The sequence below is a fragment of the Cellulosimicrobium sp. 72-3 genome (assembly GCF_013127315.1).
Taxonomy (GTDB): Bacteria; Actinomycetota; Actinomycetes; order Actinomycetales; family Cellulomonadaceae; genus Cellulosimicrobium; species Cellulosimicrobium funkei.
In genome coordinates, this window is record NZ_CP053419.1 from 2,286,661 (window position 1) to 2,304,200 (window position 17,540).

At 75.8% G+C, this 17,540-nt stretch carries 15 protein-coding genes; 7 read left to right on the plus strand and 8 right to left on the minus strand.

Going from position 1 to position 17,540, the window contains the following annotated elements; all coding sequences use genetic code 11:
- Positions 1-95 precede the first annotated feature (95 nt).
- Complete coding sequence (locus HKK73_RS10380; RefSeq protein WP_171467944.1) at positions 96-1,160, plus strand: CorA family divalent cation transporter; 1,065 nt, start codon at positions 96-98, stop codon at positions 1,158-1,160.
- 16 nt (positions 1,161-1,176) lie between these two features.
- Here HKK73_RS10380 and HKK73_RS10385 read toward each other — a convergent pair whose 3' ends face one another.
- On the minus strand, positions 1,177-2,052 hold the full coding sequence (locus HKK73_RS10385; RefSeq protein WP_171467945.1) for an undecaprenyl-diphosphate phosphatase: 876 nt from the start codon (positions 2,050-2,052) through the stop codon (positions 1,177-1,179).
- A gap of 142 nt (positions 2,053-2,194) precedes the next feature.
- On the opposite strand from HKK73_RS10385, the gene HKK73_RS10390 reads away from it, so the two are divergent.
- The gene (locus HKK73_RS10390) at positions 2,195-3,163 is read left to right on the plus strand and encodes an aldo/keto reductase (protein ID WP_171467946.1); all 969 of its coding nucleotides are present in this window, start codon (positions 2,195-2,197) and stop codon (positions 3,161-3,163) included.
- Between the two features lie 31 nt (positions 3,164-3,194).
- Here the strand turns inward: HKK73_RS10390 and HKK73_RS10395 are convergent, their stop codons facing one another.
- Complete coding sequence (locus tag HKK73_RS10395) at positions 3,195-3,506, minus strand: hypothetical protein (RefSeq protein ID WP_034651396.1); 312 nt, start codon at positions 3,504-3,506, stop codon at positions 3,195-3,197.
- Between the two features lie 101 nt (positions 3,507-3,607).
- On the opposite strand from HKK73_RS10395, the gene HKK73_RS10400 reads away from it, so the two are divergent.
- Together HKK73_RS10400 and HKK73_RS10405 are read left to right on the plus strand one after the other, a co-directional pair.
- The gene (locus HKK73_RS10400) at positions 3,608-3,841 is read left to right on the plus strand and encodes a DUF5703 family protein (RefSeq protein ID WP_009861400.1); all 234 of its coding nucleotides are present in this window, start codon (positions 3,608-3,610) and stop codon (positions 3,839-3,841) included.
- Positions 3,842-3,879: 38 nt separating this feature from the next.
- Complete coding sequence (locus HKK73_RS10405) at positions 3,880-4,728, plus strand: fructosamine kinase family protein (protein WP_043652641.1); 849 nt, start codon at positions 3,880-3,882, stop codon at positions 4,726-4,728.
- Between the two features lie 18 nt (positions 4,729-4,746).
- Here HKK73_RS10405 and HKK73_RS10410 read toward each other — a convergent pair whose 3' ends face one another.
- The 3 genes from HKK73_RS10410 to HKK73_RS10420 all read right to left on the minus strand — a co-directional run bounded on the left by HKK73_RS10410 (position 4,747) and on the right by HKK73_RS10420 (position 9,281).
- Positions 4,747-6,120 carry a M20/M25/M40 family metallo-hydrolase gene (locus HKK73_RS10410; RefSeq protein ID WP_085388749.1) on the minus strand — a complete coding sequence of 458 codons (1,374 nt, stop codon included), beginning with the start codon at positions 6,118-6,120 and terminating at the stop codon, positions 4,747-4,749.
- Positions 6,121-6,862: 742 nt separating this feature from the next.
- Positions 6,863-8,581 (minus strand): multicopper oxidase family protein, encoded by a 1,719-nt coding sequence (locus tag HKK73_RS10415; protein WP_171467947.1) that lies wholly within the window; start codon positions 8,579-8,581, stop codon positions 6,863-6,865.
- Between the two features lie 241 nt (positions 8,582-8,822).
- The gene (locus tag HKK73_RS10420; protein WP_198285583.1) at positions 8,823-9,281 is read right to left on the minus strand and encodes a hypothetical protein; all 459 of its coding nucleotides are present in this window, start codon (positions 9,279-9,281) and stop codon (positions 8,823-8,825) included.
- A 167-nt stretch (positions 9,282-9,448) separates the two neighbouring features.
- Here HKK73_RS10420 and HKK73_RS10425 point away from each other — a divergent pair, with 167 nt between their 5' ends.
- Entirely contained in the window at positions 9,449-10,777 is a 1,329-nt protein-coding gene (locus HKK73_RS10425; RefSeq protein ID WP_081599846.1) for a sensor histidine kinase, read from the plus strand.
- Positions 10,774-11,493 carry a response regulator transcription factor gene (locus HKK73_RS10430; RefSeq protein WP_043652640.1) on the plus strand — a complete coding sequence of 240 codons (720 nt, stop codon included), beginning with the start codon at positions 10,774-10,776 and terminating at the stop codon, positions 11,491-11,493. The genes HKK73_RS10425 and HKK73_RS10430 overlap by 4 nt, the downstream gene beginning before the upstream one ends.
- 91 nt (positions 11,494-11,584) lie before the next feature.
- Here HKK73_RS10430 and HKK73_RS10435 read toward each other — a convergent pair whose 3' ends face one another.
- The 3 genes from HKK73_RS10435 to ald all read right to left on the minus strand — a co-directional run bounded on the left by HKK73_RS10435 (position 11,585) and on the right by ald (position 15,656).
- Entirely contained in the window at positions 11,585-13,726 is a 2,142-nt protein-coding gene (locus HKK73_RS10435; protein WP_171467948.1) for a M3 family metallopeptidase, read from the minus strand.
- 78 nt (positions 13,727-13,804) lie between these two features.
- The gene (locus tag HKK73_RS10440; RefSeq protein WP_171467949.1) at positions 13,805-14,440 is read right to left on the minus strand and encodes a GNAT family N-acetyltransferase; all 636 of its coding nucleotides are present in this window, start codon (positions 14,438-14,440) and stop codon (positions 13,805-13,807) included.
- A 100-nt stretch (positions 14,441-14,540) separates the two neighbouring features.
- A complete protein-coding gene (gene ald / locus HKK73_RS10445; RefSeq protein ID WP_137280579.1) occupies positions 14,541-15,656 on the minus strand; it encodes an alanine dehydrogenase in 1,116 nt (371 codons plus the stop codon).
- 108 nt (positions 15,657-15,764) lie between these two features.
- On the opposite strand from ald, the gene HKK73_RS10450 reads away from it, so the two are divergent.
- Positions 15,765-17,528, plus strand: coding sequence for an amino acid permease (locus HKK73_RS10450; protein WP_253705615.1), 1,764 nt, complete (start codon positions 15,765-15,767; stop codon positions 17,526-17,528).
- Positions 17,529-17,540 lie beyond the last annotated feature (12 nt).

Here is a 17,540-nt window from a genome sequence, read left to right on the forward strand (position 1 = left end):
CCGCCGTCGGACCGCCGTCCGGCACGCGGGCGACGCGCGGCGCCGCGCCCGGCGGCGACCGGGCAGGTCCGTGCGGGGCGCGGGACAATGCGGACGTGACGAACCCCACCGAGCCGCGGACGGGCACCCCGCCCGACGGCGCACCCGCCCCCGCGCCCCGACGACCGACCGTGCGCGCCGTCGCGGCGTGGACGGTCGAGCCCGGCGCCGACGGCGTGCACCCGGCCGATCCCGGCACCCTGGACACGCCCGGCGACCGGCGCGCCGCCCGCGCCACGGTGACCTGGGCGCGCCTGGAGGACCTCGACGCCGTGCTCGACGCCGCAGCCCAGGTCACGACCGGGGTGGGCCCGACCCGACAGGACCTCGCGCGGCACAACCGCCACCCCCTGGCGCACGTGCGCCGGGTCGCAGCGGACTGGCTCCTCCTGGTGACGCCGACGGCATGGTTCACCGAGTCGGACCGCCAGGTGCACACGGGCCAGTTCGCCGCGCTGCTCGGCGCGGGGCTCGTCCTCACCGCCGAGGAGGGCGACGCGGACGTGCACGCGATCATGCTCGACAAGGTCGCCGCGCCCGGCGACCCCCACGGCTCGCCCGTCCAGCGGATCGTCTCCGCCGCGGTCCTCGCCATCGTCGGCGGCGCCTCGCAGGTCGAGCTGGGCCTGGGCGACGCCGTCGCCGACACCGAGCGCGTGGTGTTCGACCAGCAGCGCGAGGACCCGGTCGAGCGCATCTACGACCTCAAGCGCGAGATCACCGAGGCGCGGCGCGCCCTCATGCCCGTCACGGCGGAGCTGCCCGAGCTGCTCGACCCGGACGTCCCCGACCACCTCGGGGTGAACCGGCGCATGCTCGAGCGTGTCGTGACGACGGTCGAACGGATCGACCGGCACCTCGACGCGCACGACGACCTGCTCTCGGACATGCTCCAGGTCCACATGACCCAGGTCTCGGTGCGGCAGAACGAGGACATGCGCAAGATCTCGGCGTGGGCGGCGATCCTCGTGTACCCGACGATCGTCGCGGGCGTGTACGGGATGAACTTCCGCAACATGCCGGAGCTGCACTGGGCGTTCGGCTACCCCTTCGCGCTCGCCCTCATGGCGGGCGGCTGCGTCGTGCTCTACCGCGTCTTCAAGCGCGTCGGCTGGCTCTGACCGCGGCCCGAGAGGGTCACGGCGTCGAGACGGCCGTCCCGCCCGGCTCCAGCACGCCCACGAGCAGGAGCAGCACGACGAGCGCCGCGAGCACGAGGCGGTAGACCACGAACGGCGTGTAGCTGAAGGTCGAGACGATCTTGAGGAACGCGATGATGACGAAGTACCCGACGACGAACGCGACGAGCGTCGCGATGAGGGTCGCCCCGGCGCCGGGGGCCCCGGGGGCCGGCTCGTCCGCGGACTTGAAGAGCTGGTAGAAGCCCGAGCCCATGACGGCCGGGATCGCGAGGAGGAACGAGTAGCGCGCCGCCGCCTCGCGCGTGAAGCCCATGAGCAGGCCGGCGGTGATCGTGCCGCCCGAGCGCGAGACGCCGGGGACGAGCGCGAGCGCCTGCGCGAAGCCGAACGCGACCGCCTGCCCGGCCGAGAGCTCGCGCAGGGTGCGCCGCTTGGCGCCGATGCGGTCGGCCCAGCCGAGCAGGAGCGCGAACACCGCGAGCATGAGCGCCGTGACGTAGAGGTTGCGGAACGTGTTCTCGATCGCGTCCTGGAACAGCAGGCCGAGCAGCACGATGGGCACCGAGCCGAGCGCGATGTACCAGGCCATCGCGGCGTCGTGGTCGTGCCGGCCGAGCCGCGCCCGCCAGTCCGTGCCGTGGTCGCCGCGCACCGAGCGCCACCACGCGGCGCAGATGCGCGCGATGTCCCGCCGGAAGTACAGCAGCACCGCCGTCTCGGTCCCGATCTGCGTGATCGCCGTGAAGGCGGCACCCGGGTCCTGCGACCCGATCAGCTCGCCGACGATGCGCAGGTGGGCGCTCGACGAGATCGGGAGGAACTCGGTCAGGCCCTGGACGAGGCCGAGGAGGACGGCTTCCCACGCGTTCACGAGCGGTCACGATACCCGCTCGGGGGCGCGGTGGCCGCGCACCTGCAGGCCCGAGGCCGAGCGGGTGAACCTGGGCCGACCAGGTCCCCTACCGCGCGCCCCGACGGTCGCCCGCGGGCCCCCGCCGGTACCCTCGGCAACCATGGAGAACCGCCACCTCGGCAGCACCGGCCTGCGCGTGTCCGAGCTCGGACTCGGCACCATGACGTGGGCCCGGGACACGGACGAGCTCGACGCGGCCGAGCAGCTGCGGGACTTCGTGGACGCCGGCGGCACCCTCGTGGACACGGCCGCCTCCTACGCCGACGGCGACGCCGAGTCGCTCCTCGGGTCGCTGCTCGGGGCGAAGGTCGACCGGCGCGACGTCCTGCTGTGCACCAAGGCGGGGGTGCGCCACACGCCGTCGGGCCCCGTGGTCGACGCGTCCCGCGGTGCGCTCCTCGACTCGCTCGACGACTCGCTCGCGCGCCTGGGCACCGACCACGTCGACCTGTTCCTCGTGCACGCGCCCGACCCGCGCACGCCGTTCACCGAGACGCTGTCGGCGCTGCGCCACGCGGTGACGTCCGGGCGCGCGCGCTACGTCGGGCTGTCCAACCACCCGGGGTGGGCGACGGCGCGGGCCGCGACCCTGCTCGGCGGGACCGACGACGTCGGCCTCGCCGCCGTCCAGCTCGAGTACTCGCTGCTCCAGCGCGGTGCCGAGCGCGAGGTCGTCCCCGCCGCCGAGTCGCTGGGCCTGGGCCTGCTCGCGTGGTCCCCGCTCGGGCGGGGCGTCCTCACCGGCAAGTACCGGCGCTCGCTCCCCGCCGACTCGCGGGGCGCGTCCCCGCACCTCGCCGCGTTCGTCGAGCCGTACCTCGACCACGCGTCGTCGGGGATCGTCGAGGCCGTCGTGACCGCCGCGGAGGGCCTGGGCCGCGCGCCGCTCGACGTCGCGCTGTCCTGGCTCCTGGGGCGCCCCGCCGTCGCGAGCGCGGTCGTCGGTGCGCGCACCCCCGCGCAGCTGCGCACGTCGCTCGCCGCGACCGACCTCGTGCTGCCCGACGCCGTGCGCGCAGCGCTCGACGACGTGAGCACGCTCGACGTCGGCTACCCCGAGCGGTGGTGACCCCGCCCCTCCCTCGGCGACCTCGGGCGGCTCAGCGCGCGCCGTCGGTCTCGAGCTCGCCGGAGAGGACGTCGTCGTCGAGCGTGTCGTCGAGGTCGTCGTCCTCCTCCGCGTCGTCGTCCTCGTCGTCCTCGTCGTCGTCCTCCTCCGCGAGGTAGAACGGCGTCGCCTCCCCGTGCACCTGTCCCAGCGCCTCGTCGTACACCTCGAAGGCGTCCCCGAGGACGTAGTAGGCGTCGTCGACCGCGGGGTCGTCCTCCCCGCGACGTGCGGCGACGGCGTTGTAGTGGGCTTCGAGCGCGGCGATGAACCGGTCGAGCGCGGCACGCGGGTCAGCGGTCATACCCTGACGGTAGCGCCGAGAGGGGCACAATGGCACTCGTTGGCCGGGTCGGTCCCACCACCCGGCCCGCGACCGAGACAGGCGAGAGAGGACGGTGGCACGTGGAGGAGAGGCCGACGTCACGCCGGAGGTCCGGATGGGCCGCGCACGGCGGGCAGTACGAGTACCGCGTCCTGACGATCGACCGCTCCACGAGCCGGTCGGACGCGAGCAGGCTCCTCACCGACGAGGCGGAGTACGGGCGCTGGGAGCTGGCCCGCACCCGGCTGTACGTCGGGGGCGAGCGCCGGGTCTGGCTGCGGCGCAAGATCATCCGGGTCAGCTCGACGCTGTGAGCACGACCCGGTGAGCGCGGCGCCATGAGAGCGGCCCGGTGAGCGGCGAGCACGAGACGGCGCCTGCCGTCTTCACGAAGTCGCGCGCCGCGGCCCCGGCAGGGTTCTTCCGCTGCGAGGCTGCCGGGCTGGCGTGGCTCGCCGTCCCCGGCGGGCCACGCGTCGCCCGCGTGCTCGACGTCGGCCCCGACCACCTCGACCTGGAGCGTGTGCCGACGACCGCGCCGACCCGCGAGGCGGCCCGCGCGTTCGGGCGGGCGCTCGCCGTCGTGCACGACGCCGGGGCGCCGGCCTGGGGTGCGGCCCCGCCGGGGTGGTCCGGTGAGGCGTTCTTCGGCCCGCTCGACGACCCGCTGCCGCTGCCCACGGGTGCGTGGCCGGACTGGCCGACCTTCTACGCCGAGGCGCGCCTCCTGCCGGTCGCGCGGCAGGGCCGCGACCGGGGCGCGCTCGACGCCGAGGACGCGCGGCTCCTCGACCGCCTCGCCGCGCGCCTGCCCGACCTCGCCCGCCCGGCGCTCGACGATGCGCCGGCGCGCGTGCACGGCGACCTCTGGTCGGGCAACGTGCTGTGGGCGCCAGGCCGGGGCGGCGGGCCGGACGACCGCACGGGCGGCTCGGCGGGCGCGGTCGAGGCGGTGCTCATCGACCCGGCCGCCCACGGCGGGCACCGCGAGGCCGACCTCGCGATGCTCGCGCTGTTCGGCGCGCCGTTCCTCGACGACATCCTCGCCGCGTACGACGCCGCGCACCCGCTCGCGCGCGGGTGGCGCCACCGCGTCGCGCTGCACCAGGTGTACCCGGTCGCGGTGCACGCGGTGCTGTTCGGCGGCGGGTACCGCGCGCAGCTGCGCTCCTCCGTCCGGGCGCTGCTCGGCGAGACCTGACCGCGCGACGCCCGTCGGTCAGCAGGTGCGCAGGAGCCGGTCCAGGACGCGCACACCGAACCGCAGCGAGTCGACGGGCACGCGCTCGTCCACGCCGTGGAACATGCCGGAGAAGTCGAGGTCGGCGGGCAGGCGCAGCGGCGCGAAGCCGTAGCCCGTGATCCCGAGGCGGGCGAGCGACTTGTTGTCCGTGCCGCCCGACAGCGTGTACGGCAGCACCGTCGCCTCCGGGTCCTCCGCGAGCAGCGAGTCCACCATGGCGTCCACCAGGTCGCCCTCGAACGGCACCTCGAGCGCGATGTCGCGGTGGATCTCCTCGACCCGCACGTGCTCGCCCGCGAGCGCGCGGAGCGTCGCGAACCCGTCCTCCTCGTGGCCCGGGAGGAGGCGCGCGTCGATCGCCGCCTCGGCGCGGCCGGGGATGACGTTCGCCTTGTAGCCCGCGGAGAGCTGCGTCGGGTTCGACGTGTGCCGCACCGTGGCCCCGACGAACCGCGACGCCGGGCCCAGCGCGGCCACGAGGGCCTCGATCGACCGGGAGTCCTCGGGGTCGTACCGCAGCCCCGTGAGGTCCGCGACGCCGCGCAGCAGCTTGTCGACCGTCGGCGTGAGCGTGTTCGGCCAGTGGTGCGTCCCGATGCGCGCCACCGCCTCGGCGAGCCGCGTCACCGCGTTGTCGTCGTTCACCTGCGACCCGTGCCCGGCGCGGCCCTCCGCGACGAGGCGCAGCCAGGCGATGCCCTTCTCCGCCGTCTGGAGCAGGTAGGCCCGCCGCCCCCCGACCTCGACCGAGAACCCGCCGACCTCGCTGATCGCCTCGGTCGCACCCTCGAACAGCTCGGGCCGGTGGTCGACGGCGTAGCGCGCCCCGTAGGCACCGCCCGCCTCCTCGTCCGCGAAGAACGCGACGACGACGTCGCGCGCGGGCTTGCGGCCCTCGCGCACCATCTGGCGCACGACCGCGAGGATCATCGCGTCCATGTCCTTCATGTCGACGGCGCCGCGCCCCCACAGCAGGCCGTCGATCTCCTCGCCCGCGAACGGGTCCACCGACCAGTCCTGCGCCTGCGCGGGGACGACGTCGAGGTGGCCGTGGAGCACGAGCGCCGGTCGCGTCGGGTCCGCTCCCTCGAGCCGCACGACCACGCTCGCCCGGCCGGGCTCCGACTCGAACAGCTCCGGCTCGAGCCCGACCTCGTGCAGCAGCCCCATGACGTACTCCGCGGCGGCCCGCTCCCCCGGGCCCGACCCGTCGCCGAAGTTCGACGTGTCGATCCGCAGCAGCTCGCGGCAGATCCGCACGACCTCGTCCTCGGCGCGCGGCACCGCGCCGGGGGTCGCGTCGGTCGCCGCGGGGGCGCTGGCCAGGGAGTCCGGGTGCGGAGCGGTCATGAGCGACACGCTACCCGTCGCCGTCGGGCGTGCGGACCGCCCCGCCCGACCGCCCGTATGCCGGACACGCCGAGCGAGGACCCCGGTGGGCTGAGGTAGAGCCCTGGTCACGCGAGATAGAGCCGTGGTCACGCGAGGTAGAGCCCTGGTCACGCGAAGTAGAGCCGTGGTCCACCGAAGCAGAACGCTGCCCGGTCGGGTAGAGCCGTGGTCGTGTCCGACGGCGGCCGGTCGCCCGTCGCGGTCGGGGCCACCATTGCGGCTGGGTCACCATCCGAGGTGGTCGGCCCCGCCGAGGGCCGTCGGGTCGCCCGGGCTGAACCCGGGCGGTGAGCGGCGCGGATCGGGCAAGCACCCGAACGCACCAGACGCACGAGACGCACGAGACGCACGAGACGCACGAGACGCGTCAAGATCACCTGCGCGCCGCCAGGGCGCGGCACCACGGTGCAGCCGTGAGCGCCGCTGTGCGACGCGAGAGAAGTGGACCGCGAAGCGCAAGTCGCGAGATCGACGGTCCCGCGGGCAGCCACCCGGGGCGAGCACAGACCGAGGCAAGACGACGCCGGGCGGGGTGGGTGGTGGTGCCGCGTCGTGGCGGGCTTGGCGGGAGCCGCGAGGAAAGAACGGCGGATGGTAGACGCGGCACCACCACCCACCACGACCACCCAGGGCGACCACACGCCGTCGGGCAGGGTGACCACGGCTCTACCTCGCACAACCACGGCTCTACCTCGACGGGTCAGTGGTCAGGGTCGTGCTTCCCGTCCCGTGCGAGGGTGTGGCGGGGGCCGGTGCCGTCGCCCGGGAGCGCGTCGGCGTCGTGCTCCTGATGGGTGCCGCCGTCGGGGACGTCGATACGGGACGGCGCCTGCTCGCCCGGGGCGACGACGACGAGCTGGCCCATCATGCCGCGGTCCTCGTGCGTGAGGAGGTGGCAGTGGAACATGTACGGGGTGGTCGGATCGGTCGTGCCCTCGGCGGCGTCGAACCGGACGAGCAGGCGCGTCACGTGCCCCGGCTGGACGTAGACCGTGTCCTGCCACCCGGCGAGGTCCGGCCCGGGCCGCTGTCCTGCGACGTCGAGGACGCGGAACCGGACGTCGTGCACGTGGAAGTTGTGCGGGGTGTCGTCGAGCCCGGTGACCTCCCACACCTCGGTCTCGCCGACCGTGACGACCTCGTCGATCCGCGCCATGTCCATGGAGCGCCCGTTGATCGCGGTACCGGCGAGCTGGAAGCGGCGGGTGCGCACGGCGTCGGACTCGTCGAGCGCGTCCGCGGGGTCGGCGGCGCCGAGCGTGCCCGGGATGTCGGGGCTCGGCTCGAGCGTGCCGGCCGCGCGGAGCTCGAGGAGGTCGAGGGTGTCCTCGCCGCCCGAGAAGCGCTCGAACATCGGGTTGACGCCCAGCTCGGGCGGGAAGCTGCGCAGGACCGCGCGCTGCCCCGGGGTCATGGTCACGACGACCTCCGCCCGATCGCCCGGGGAGAGGCGCACGCGCTCGACCAACTGCGGAGCGGGGAGCAGCCCACCGTCGGTCCCGATGAGCTGGACCGTGCCGCCGTCGGCGAGGCCGACGTCGTAGACGCGTGAGTCGGAGCCGTTGAGCAGGCGCAGACGGACGCGCTCGGTCGCGACGTCGAGGTAGGGCCCCGGGGTGCCGTTGACGAGCACCGTGCCACCGAGCGGGCCGACCGGCGAGAAGAAGGAGACGGCGTCGTCGAGCCGCCCGTCGGCGTGGAAGCTCTTGTCCTGGAGGATGACGGGGACATCGTCGACGCCGTACTCGTGCGGCAGGTCGGCGGCCAGGCCGTCGGCGGCGGCAGGGTCGTCGAGGAGGAACATCCCCGCTAGCCCGCGGTACACCTGGCTCGCGGTCTGCCCGTGCAGGTGCGGGTGGTACCAGAGCGTCGCGGCGGGCTGGTCGATCGTCCACGTGGGCGACCACGTTTCGCCCGGCTCGACCATCTGGTGGGGGCCGCCGTCCATCGCGGGCGGCAGGTGCATGCCGTGCCAGTGGAGCGTCGTCGTCTCGTCGAGAGCGTTAGTCACGTCGACGCGCACGCGCTCCCCGCGCGCGGCCCGCAAGGTGGGCCCCAGGTAGTCGCCGTTCAGCCCGATCGTCGGAGTGGGGGCGGACGCGCCGAGGTCGGCGACGCCCTCGCGCGCCTCGAGCTCGAAGACGCGCACGCCGTCCTCCACGCGCGACTCCGCGAGCGGCGGGACGGCGAGCGGCCGCGTGAACTCCACGGCTCCCGCCGTGCTCGTCGCGGCGCGCGCCCACGCGACGCCCACGACCACTGCGACGGCCCCGACGAGCAGGACGACGACGAGCCCGAGCACGAGGAGGACGCGGACGAGCGGGCCACGCCGCCGTCGTGGGCGACGTCCGGGCGGTCCGCCGGGTGCCCCGGAGGTCGGGGGGACGGCGGGCAGCGGGGTGGTGTGCGTGGTCGTCATCGGGTCTTCTCCAGGGTGGACGACGGCGGGCGGCGGGTGCGGTTCGACGGCGGCCCGGCGGTGCGGGCGACGCTGTCGACGCTAGGTACCGGGCGGTGCCGGGCGCGTCCGCTCGGCAGCGTACGCATGCCCGGAGCCGACCCCGAGCGCGCGCGGCCGCGGCTCGGGGTGGTGCCAGGGACGGGGCGGTCTCGGAGTCGGGGAAGCGGGGTGGCGCGGCGAGACGTCGGCTGGTGGGGCCTCAACGACGTCGGGCCGCGAGGAGACCGAGCGCCATGGCTCCCGCGAACGCGCCCCAGGCCGCGTTGGTGAGCAGCATCGGAACGATCGCGACGGGGTGCGCGACGGGGCCCTGGAGCTCGCCGGTGAGAATCGGCGACAGCAGGGCGCTGAGGATCAGCGCGAGGACACCGTAGGCGAGCCCGACGGCCACGCCGGTCGCGAGCGGGTGCGCCGGGCGGGCGATGACGATCGCGCCGACCCACACGATCGTGAGCACGAGGGTCGCGAGCAGGGGCGCCGCGGGCCGTCCGATCGCGTCGTCGAGGCCGGTGACGCTCAGGAGCGGTCGGACGAGCGCGAGCGCGCCGAGCCCGAGGACGAGCGGCCAGCTCAGCGAGCGGACCGTCTCGCCGAGCGTGGGGCGCGGCGGGCCGGGCGGGACCGGGCGGTGGGGTGCGGGTCCGGGAGTCGGGTTCATGACGTCGACGCTAGGGAGCGGCGGTGCGGCGCCGCGTCCGCCCCGGCGCGTGACGCGATGCGTCGTCCCGCGCCCCGCGCGTACGCGTCTCGACGTAGCCGACCCCTGACCTGGACCCGCCCCACGACGGACGCGCGTCAGGGTGTGTCTTCCTAGACTCGGTGGTCGTGACGTCTCGCGATCTCCCGCACGACCGGCCCGCCGGGTCGCCTCCCGCGACCCGGCCGTCGCGCTCGTCGCCCCCGCCGTGGCTCGTCGACGTTCTGCTGGGGTTCGCGGTGTTCGACGTCGTCGCGTTCGCCATCGCCGCCGACGTCGGGGGCACGCGGGCCGACCCGTGGGTCGCGTACCCGATCGCCCTTGTGCTGGGGCTGCTCGTGCTCGGCCGGCGCCGCTTCCCCGTCGGGGTCCTCGTCGCGACCGCGCTCGTCATCTGCGCCTACTACACGCTGGACCTGCCCGCGATCGGCCTCGCCCTGCCCGTCTCGGTCGCCCTGTACTCGGCGGCCGTCGCGGGCCGGCTCGGCTGGGCCGTCGGGGTCGCGGCGGCGCTCGTCGTCACCTCGACGTACTTCCGGCTCGCCGAGGGCGACGACGTCCGGTACGTCATCGGCTACGAGCTGGCGACGACCGTGGCGCTCATGGCCGCGGCGATCGCCCTCGGGCACGGGTCGTTCACCCGCCGGCAGCGCGACGAGCAGCGGCGCCACGCGGACGCGCTGCGCGAGCAGACGCTCCAGCTCGAGGCCGCCGACCGGCTCGCGCACGACCGGGAGGCCGTCGCCCGCGACCTGCACGACGTCGTCGGGCACCACCTCGCCGTCGTCTCGCTGCACGCGAACGTCGCCCGCGAGGCACTCGACGACGTGGACGCCGTCGGTGCCGCACAGTCGGACGCGCTCGCGACCGCGCGGGCCGAGCTCGAGCTCGTCCGGACGGCCACGACGACCGCCTTGGCGGACCTGCGCGCCACGGTGCGCGCGCTGCGCGGGACGGCCGCGCCCGCGGGGCTCGCGGAACAGGCGCGCATCGACCGGCTCGACGACCTCGCGCTCACGGCCCGGGCGGCCGGGCTCGACGTCACCCTCGACGTCGACCTGCCCTCGGGGACCGCGGAGGGTACCGCCGCGGGCGCGGCGGCGTACCGGGTCGTCCAGGAGGGCCTGACCAACGTGCTGCGGCACGCCGGAGCGCACGCCGCCGTCGTCCGCGTGGCGTTGGAGCGTGCGCCTGGTGCACCGGGCGACGTGCTCGCGGTCGAGGTGCGCGACGACGGCCCCGGGGCACGGGGCGGGGGTGACGCCACGGACCGTGGCGGGCTCGGGCTGCGCGGGCTGCGCGAGCGCGTCGCGGTCCTGGGCGGCACGGTCGAGACCGACGCACCCGACGGCGGCGGGTTCCGGCTGCGGGCGCGCGTGCCGGTCACGCCCGGCGCCGCGGTGCGCGGGACGGCCGCCGTGCGGGGCCCGCACTCCTCAGGCGGGGGTGCCCCGTGATCCGCGTCGTGCTGGTCGACGATCAGCCCCTCGTGCGGACGGGCATCCGCGCGCTGCTCGAGCGCGCGGACGACGTCGAGGTCGTCGGCGAGGCGGCCGACGGTCGCGAGGGCGTCGCGCTCGCGCGCCGCGTGCGCCCCGACGTCGTTCTCATGGACCTCCAGATGCCCGTGCTCGACGGGATCGCGGCCACGCGGCAGATTGTCGACGACGCGGCCCCCGGCTCGGGGCTACCGGACGGCGCGACGGGCGCGGACGGGGCGGCGGCCGGACCGCGCGTCGTGGTCCTCACGACGTTCGACGACGACACGAACCTCTTCGCGGCGCTACGGGCGGGGGCGTCGGGCTTCCTGCTCAAGGACGCGAGCCCGGACGAGCTGCGCGGCGCGGTGCGCACTGCCGCGGCGGGCGACGCGCTGCTCTCCCCCGCGGTGACGGCGCGCGTGGTCGCGCAGGCGGTGGACGCCGGGCGACGGGACGAGGCGCTTGTCGCCGCGGTCGCCGACCGGCTCACGGACCGCGAGCGCGAGGTGCTCGCGCACGTCGGCCGCGGCCTGACGAACGACGAGATCGGCGCGGCCCTGTTCATGAGCCCGGCGACGGCCCGCACGCACGTGGGCCGTATCCTCGCCAAGCTGGGGGTGCGGGACCGGGCCGGCCTCGTCGTCGTCGCCTACGAGACCGGCCTGGTCCGCCCGGGCACCCCGCCCAGGTAGAGCCGAGGTCCGCGAGGTAGAGGCGTGGTCATGACCAGGCCTCTACCTCGCGCTACCACGGCTCTACCTCGCGACGGGAGGGGCCCACACCTCAGGCGTCGAGGCCGCGGCGCGCGAGGAGCGGCGCGATGTCGGCGTCGCGGCCGCGGAGCTCACGGAACGACTGCAGCGGGTCCTGCGAGCCGCCGCGCGCGAGCAGCACGCGGCGGAAGCGCTCGCCGTTCTCGCGCGACAGGCCGCCGTTCTCGCGGTACCACTCGACCGTGTCGGCGTCGAGGACCTCGGACCAGATGTACGAGTAGTACCCGGCCGCGTACCCGCCCCCGAACACGTGGTTGTAGTACGTCGTGCGGTAGCGCGGCGGGACGGGCGCGAACGCGACGCCCGCCGACTCGAGCGCGGCGGCCTCGAACGGCACGACGTCCGCCTCCGACGCGGGGACGCCGTCGGGCCCGACCTGGTGCCAGGCCTGGTCGAGCAGCGCAGCGGCGAGGTACTCGGTCGTGCCGAAGCCCTCGTTGAACTGGCGCGAGGCGAGCATGGTGTCGACCCACTCGGCGGGCATCGGCTCGCCCGTGACGTGGTGCACCGCGTAGGAGCGCAGGACCGACGGCTCCCACGCCCACATCTCGTTGACCTGCGAGGGGTACTCGACGAAGTCGCGCGGCACCTCGGTGCCGGACTGCGACGGGTAGCGCACGTCGGAGAACAGGCCGTGCAGCGCGTGCCCGAACTCGTGGAAGAGCGTGATGACCTCGTCCCACACGAGCAGCGTGGGCTGGCCGGCCGGCGGCTTGACGATGTTGAGGTTGTTGACGACGACCGGCTTCTGCCCGAGCAGGTGGTTCTGGTCGACGAGGTTGTTCATCCAGGCGCCGCCGCGCTTGGACTCGCGCGTGTACCAGTCGGCGAGGAAGAGGCCCAGGCCCTGGCCCGGCTCCCCCGGCGTCTCGGCGTCGAACACCTCGAAGACGCGCACGTCCGGGTGGTACCCGACGAGGTCGTGGCGCTCGGCGAAGGAGATGCCGAACAGGCGGTTCGCGGCCAGGAACACGCCGTCGTGCACGACGCGCTCGAGCTCGAGGTACGGGCGCAGCAGCGCGTCGTCGAGCGCGTAGCGGTCCTTGCGCACGCGCTCGGCGTAGAACGACCAGTCGGACGCGCGCAGCGTCGCGCCCGGCTCGTCGGCCCGCAGCGCCGTCTCGAGGTCGGCCGCCTCGCGGCGCGCGTTCGCGACGGCGGCGGGAGCGAGCCGCCCGAGCATCGCGTTCACGGCCTCGGTCGTCTTGGCGGTCGCGTCCTCCGCGACGTACGCGGCGTGGTGCTCGTAGCCGAGCAGGCGCGCGCGCTCGGCGCGCAGGCGCACGGTCTCCAGCACGATCTCGCGCGTGTCGTGGTCGTCGCCGGTCGCACCGCGCGACTCCGACGCCTGCCGCACGCGCTCGCGCACGTCGCGGCGCGCGAGCGAGGCGAGGACGCCCTGCTGGGTGGGGAGCTGCATCTCCAGCAGCCACGCGCCCTCGTGCCCGCGCGCGGCGGCGGCCGCCGCCGCGCCCGCGACGGCGTCCTCGGCCAGGCCCTCGAGCTCCGTACGGTCGGTGACGAGCACGCTCGCGGCGTTCGCGCCCGCGAGCAGCTTGCGGCCGAACGCGGCCTCGAGCGTGGTCAGGCGGCCGTTGAGCGCGCGCAGGCGCTCCTGCTGGTCCGCGTCGAGCTCCACGCCCGAGCGGCGGAACCGGACGAGCAGCGTGCGGAGCAGCCACGCGGCGTCAGGCTCGAGGGTCTGCTCGCCGGCGTCCACCGCGTCCTGGAGCGCGCGGGCGCGGGCGTAGAGGCGCGCGTCCATGTAGATCGCGTCGTGGTGCGCGGCGAGCTCGGGCGCGAACTCCTCCTCGATCTGCTCCAGGCCCGGCGTCGCGTCGGCCGAGAGCTGGTTGTAGAACGCGTTGAGCACGCGCGCGAGGTCGCGGCCCGACCGCTCGAGCGCCTCGAGCACGCTCGCGGCGGTGGGCGGCGCGTCGTCGGTCGCGATCGCCTCGATCGCCGCACGCTGCGCGGCCGTCGCGGCCCGCAGCGCCGGGAGGTAGTGCTCCTCGCGGATCGCGTCGTAGTCGGGCAGCTCGTACGGCAGCACGGACGGCGCCGCGAACGGGTTGGCGGGGTCGAGGTCGAGGAGGGCCGGCGCGGTGGTGGGCGCGGGCGCGTCAACGCGAGTCGTGGGCTCGGAGGTCATGGTGCCCATCTTGACCCCGCGGGCAGGCGCCACGGAAACGGACACCCCGCCGCCCGGGAGCACGGTGGCGGTACGGCGTCAGGCCGCGCGGCCCGACGGCGGCGCGTCCGCCGGCCACGGCTCCGCGGGCTCGCGCGGGTCGTCGGGCAGGAGCGTGCCGAGCCACGCGTCGCGTCGCTCGCCGCGCTGCAGCGCGAAGCCGCGCACCGTGCCCTCGACCCGGAAGCCGAGGCGCCACGCGGTCCGGCGCGAGGGCCAGTTGCCGACGTACGCCTGCCAGAAGAGCCGCGCGAGACCCGCCCCCTCGGGGTCGAACGCCCAGTCGACGACGAGACGGCCCGCAGCCGTCATGAGGCCCCGCCCCCGGGCACCGGGTGCGGTCCAGTAGCCGATCTCGGCCGACCGCCGGCCCTCGGGCGCGTCGTCGAGGCTGAGGCCGATCATGCCGAGGAGCGGGCTCACGCCGTCGGGGCCGGGGATGCCCGAGCGGCCCGCGCTCTCGCGCACGCCCCACGTGAGGACGTCCCCGCGCTCCCACCCGGGACCGACGTACTCCTGGACGAACTGCACCGCGTCCGCGCGCGTGTACGGCGACGGCACGACCGTCCACGCGGCGACGTCCGGGTCCTGGCACGCGGCCGTGATCGCGTCGACGTCGTCGAGGGTCGGGGTGGACAGGTGGACGCGGCCGTCGTCGAGGGCGAAGGGGTGCACCCGCCCGAGCCTGGCACGCCGGCCGCGCGGCGTCACCCGGATTCCCGGCCCGGGAGCCCGGAGCGACGGCCGCTCTCGACCGCGTCCGGCCCCGGGTGGGTCATCGGCGCAGGGCGTCCACCACGGGCGTCCACGGCAGGTCGTGCGCGGCGGCCACGGCCGCGTTGAGGAGCGTGCCGCGGTGGGTGGACGCCCCCGACCGCAGGAGCGGGTCCTCCCGCACCGCGTCGACCCCGCCGTCCGCGAGCGCCGCGAGGTACGGGAGCGTCGCGCTGGTCAGCGCGAGCGTGCTCGTCACGGGGACCGCGCCGGGCATGTTGGCGACGCAGTAGAACGTGGTGCCGTGGACGGCGAACGTCGGGTCGTCGTGGGTGGTGGGCCGCGACCCCTCGAAGCACCCGCCCTGGTCCACGGCGACGTCCACGAGCACGGCTCCGGGCCGCATCCGCGCGACGAGGTCGTCGGTGACGAGGCGCGGGGCGCGCGCCCCCGCGACGAGCACGGCGCCGACGACGAGGTCGGCCTCCAGCACCTCGCGCTCGATCGCGTACGCGCTCGACACGACGGTGCGCACGTGCCCGGAGAACTCCTGGTCGACGGCGCGCAGCACGGGCAGCGCGAGGTCGACGACCGTGACCTCGGCGCGCATGCCCACGGCGATCTCGGCGGCGTGGCGCCCCGCGGTGCCGCCCCCGAGCACGACGACCCGGCCGGGTCGCGTCCCGGGCACGCCGCCGAGCAGGACGCCGCGGCCGCCTGCCGCGCGCTGGAGGAACCACGCGCCGACCTGGGTCGCCATGCGTCCGGCGACCTCGCTCATGGGCGCCAGGAGCGGGAGGGTGCCGTCCGGGGCCTGGGCGGTCTCGTAGGCGACCGCGGTGGTGCCGGCGTCGAGCAGGGCGCGCGTGCACGCCGCGTCGGCGGCGAGGTGGAGGTAGGCGAAGAGCAGGAGGTCGTCGCGCAGGAAGCGGTGCTCGCTCGCGACCGGCTCCTTGACCTTGCAGACGAGCTCCGCCTCGCCCCAGACCTCCTCGGCGGTCGGCACGATGCGCGCGCCCGCGCTCTCGAACTCCGCGTCGGGCAGGTGGGAGCCGGTCCCGGCCCCGGACTGGACGAGCACGTCGTGCCCGGCCCGCACGAGGTGGTGCGCGCCGGCGGGGGTGAGCGCGACGCGGTCCTCGTGGTTCTTGACCTCGGTGGGTATCCCGATCCTCATGGTCCAGTGTGGCCGCAGGCGGCCGTCGTACGCAGGGTGGCAGGATCTTGTCCCTGCGTGTCCTGACTGCCACTCGTGCGGTCCCGCCCTCGTTGCCAGGGTGGGCGGGTGGACCCGACGATCTCCCGCCCGACGACCCGCCCCACCCCGACGGGCGGCCCGCTCTCCCCCTCCGGACGGGATCTGCCCACCAGCCCGCTCGACTCCGCCCCGGCCCCGGCGGGCACGCTGGGCCTCGCGCGCGGCAGCGCGCTGTACGTCGCGAGCGTCCTCGGGACCGGCGTCCTCGCGCTGCCGGGCCTCGCGACGCGCGTCGCCGGGCCTGCGTCCGTGCTCGCCGTCGCGCCCGTCCTCGTGGCGAGCGTGCCGCTCGCGGGGACGTTCGCCGCGCTCGCCGCACGGCACCCCGACCGGGGCGGGGTCGCGAGCGCCGTGCGTGCGGCGCTCGGCCCGACGGCGGCCCGCGCCACCGGGTACTGGTTCTTCCTCGGCGTGTGCGCGGGCGTCCCCGTCGTCGCGGTGCTCGGGGCCGAGTACGTCGTCGCCGTCGTCGGGGCGGACCGCGCCGTCGTCCCGGTCGTGGCGGTCGCGCTGGTCGTCGTGCCGGCGCTCGCCGTCGCGCTCGGCGTGCGCGTGGCCGGCGCCGTCCAGCTCGGCCTGACGACGCTCCTGCTCGCGGCCGTCGTCGTGGTCGTCGCAGCGGCCGCGCCGGCGGCGAGCGCCGAGCGCTTCACGCCGTTCCTCAGCAAGGGGTGGTCCGGCGTGGGCTCCGCCGTGAGCCTGTTCGTGTGGGCGTTCGCGGGGTGGGAGGTCGGCACGCACGTCTCGGCCGACTTCCGCGACCCGCGGCGCACGATCCCCGCCGCGACGGGCGTGGCGCTCGTCGTGGTCGGCGTCGCGTACCTGGCGCTCCAGGTCACGACGGTCGGGGTGCTCGGCACGGACGCGGGGACGGGGACGGTCGCGCTCCTCGACCTCGCGCGCGTCGGTGCCCCCGGTGTAGGCCCGGTGCTCGTGGGCGTCGTCGCCGCGCTCGTGACGTCCGGGGTGCTCACCGCCTACCTCGCCGCGTTCGCGAACCTCGGGCAGGCGCTCGCCCGGGACGGCGACCTCCCGCGCCCCCCCCGCCGCGCTCTCGGGCCGTGCGGGCGTCCCGCGCCGCGCGCTGGCCGTCACGCTCGCGCTCGCGACGGGCTACCTCGCGGTGCTCGTCGCCACGGGGCTCGACCTCGAGCCGTTCGTCCGCGTCCACACGAGCAGCATGGTGGCCGTCTACGCGCTGGGCATGGTGGCGGCGCTGCGACTGCTCCCCCGACGCTCTCCCGGCTGGTGGCTCGCCGCGGTCGCGACGGCCCTGACGGCGGTGCTGCTGGTCCTCGCGGGGGCGTCGCTCGTCGCACCGGCGCTGCTCGCCGCGGCCGCGGTCGTGGTGACGCTCGTCCGCCGCGGCGCCGGTCGCGCGCGGGCCGACGGCCGGTCGGCCGGGCCCGAGGCGGGCTGACCGGGCCGCGCGGAAATCGCCCGGGCGGCCCGTTCCCCGCGTCCGCGCTCTCCGCTACGGTCGACGCCATGCCCACGTGGACGGACCCCGGCCCGGTGGAGTTCGACGCCGTGGTGGTCGCCGCCGGGACACGGTCGGGAGCGTTCGTCACGCTCCCCGTCGACGTCCTCGACCTGTTCGGGACGCGCGGCCGGGTCCCCGTGCTCGCGGCGGTCGACGACGTCGCGTACCACGCGTCCCTCGTCGCCTACGGCGGCCCGCACCTGCTCGCCGTGCTGCGGTCCGTGCGAGCCGCGACGGGCAAGGACGTCGGGGACACCGTGCACGTCTCGGTCCGGCTCGACGCGGGGGTCTCCGCCGTCCCGCGGTGATCCCGCTCCCGG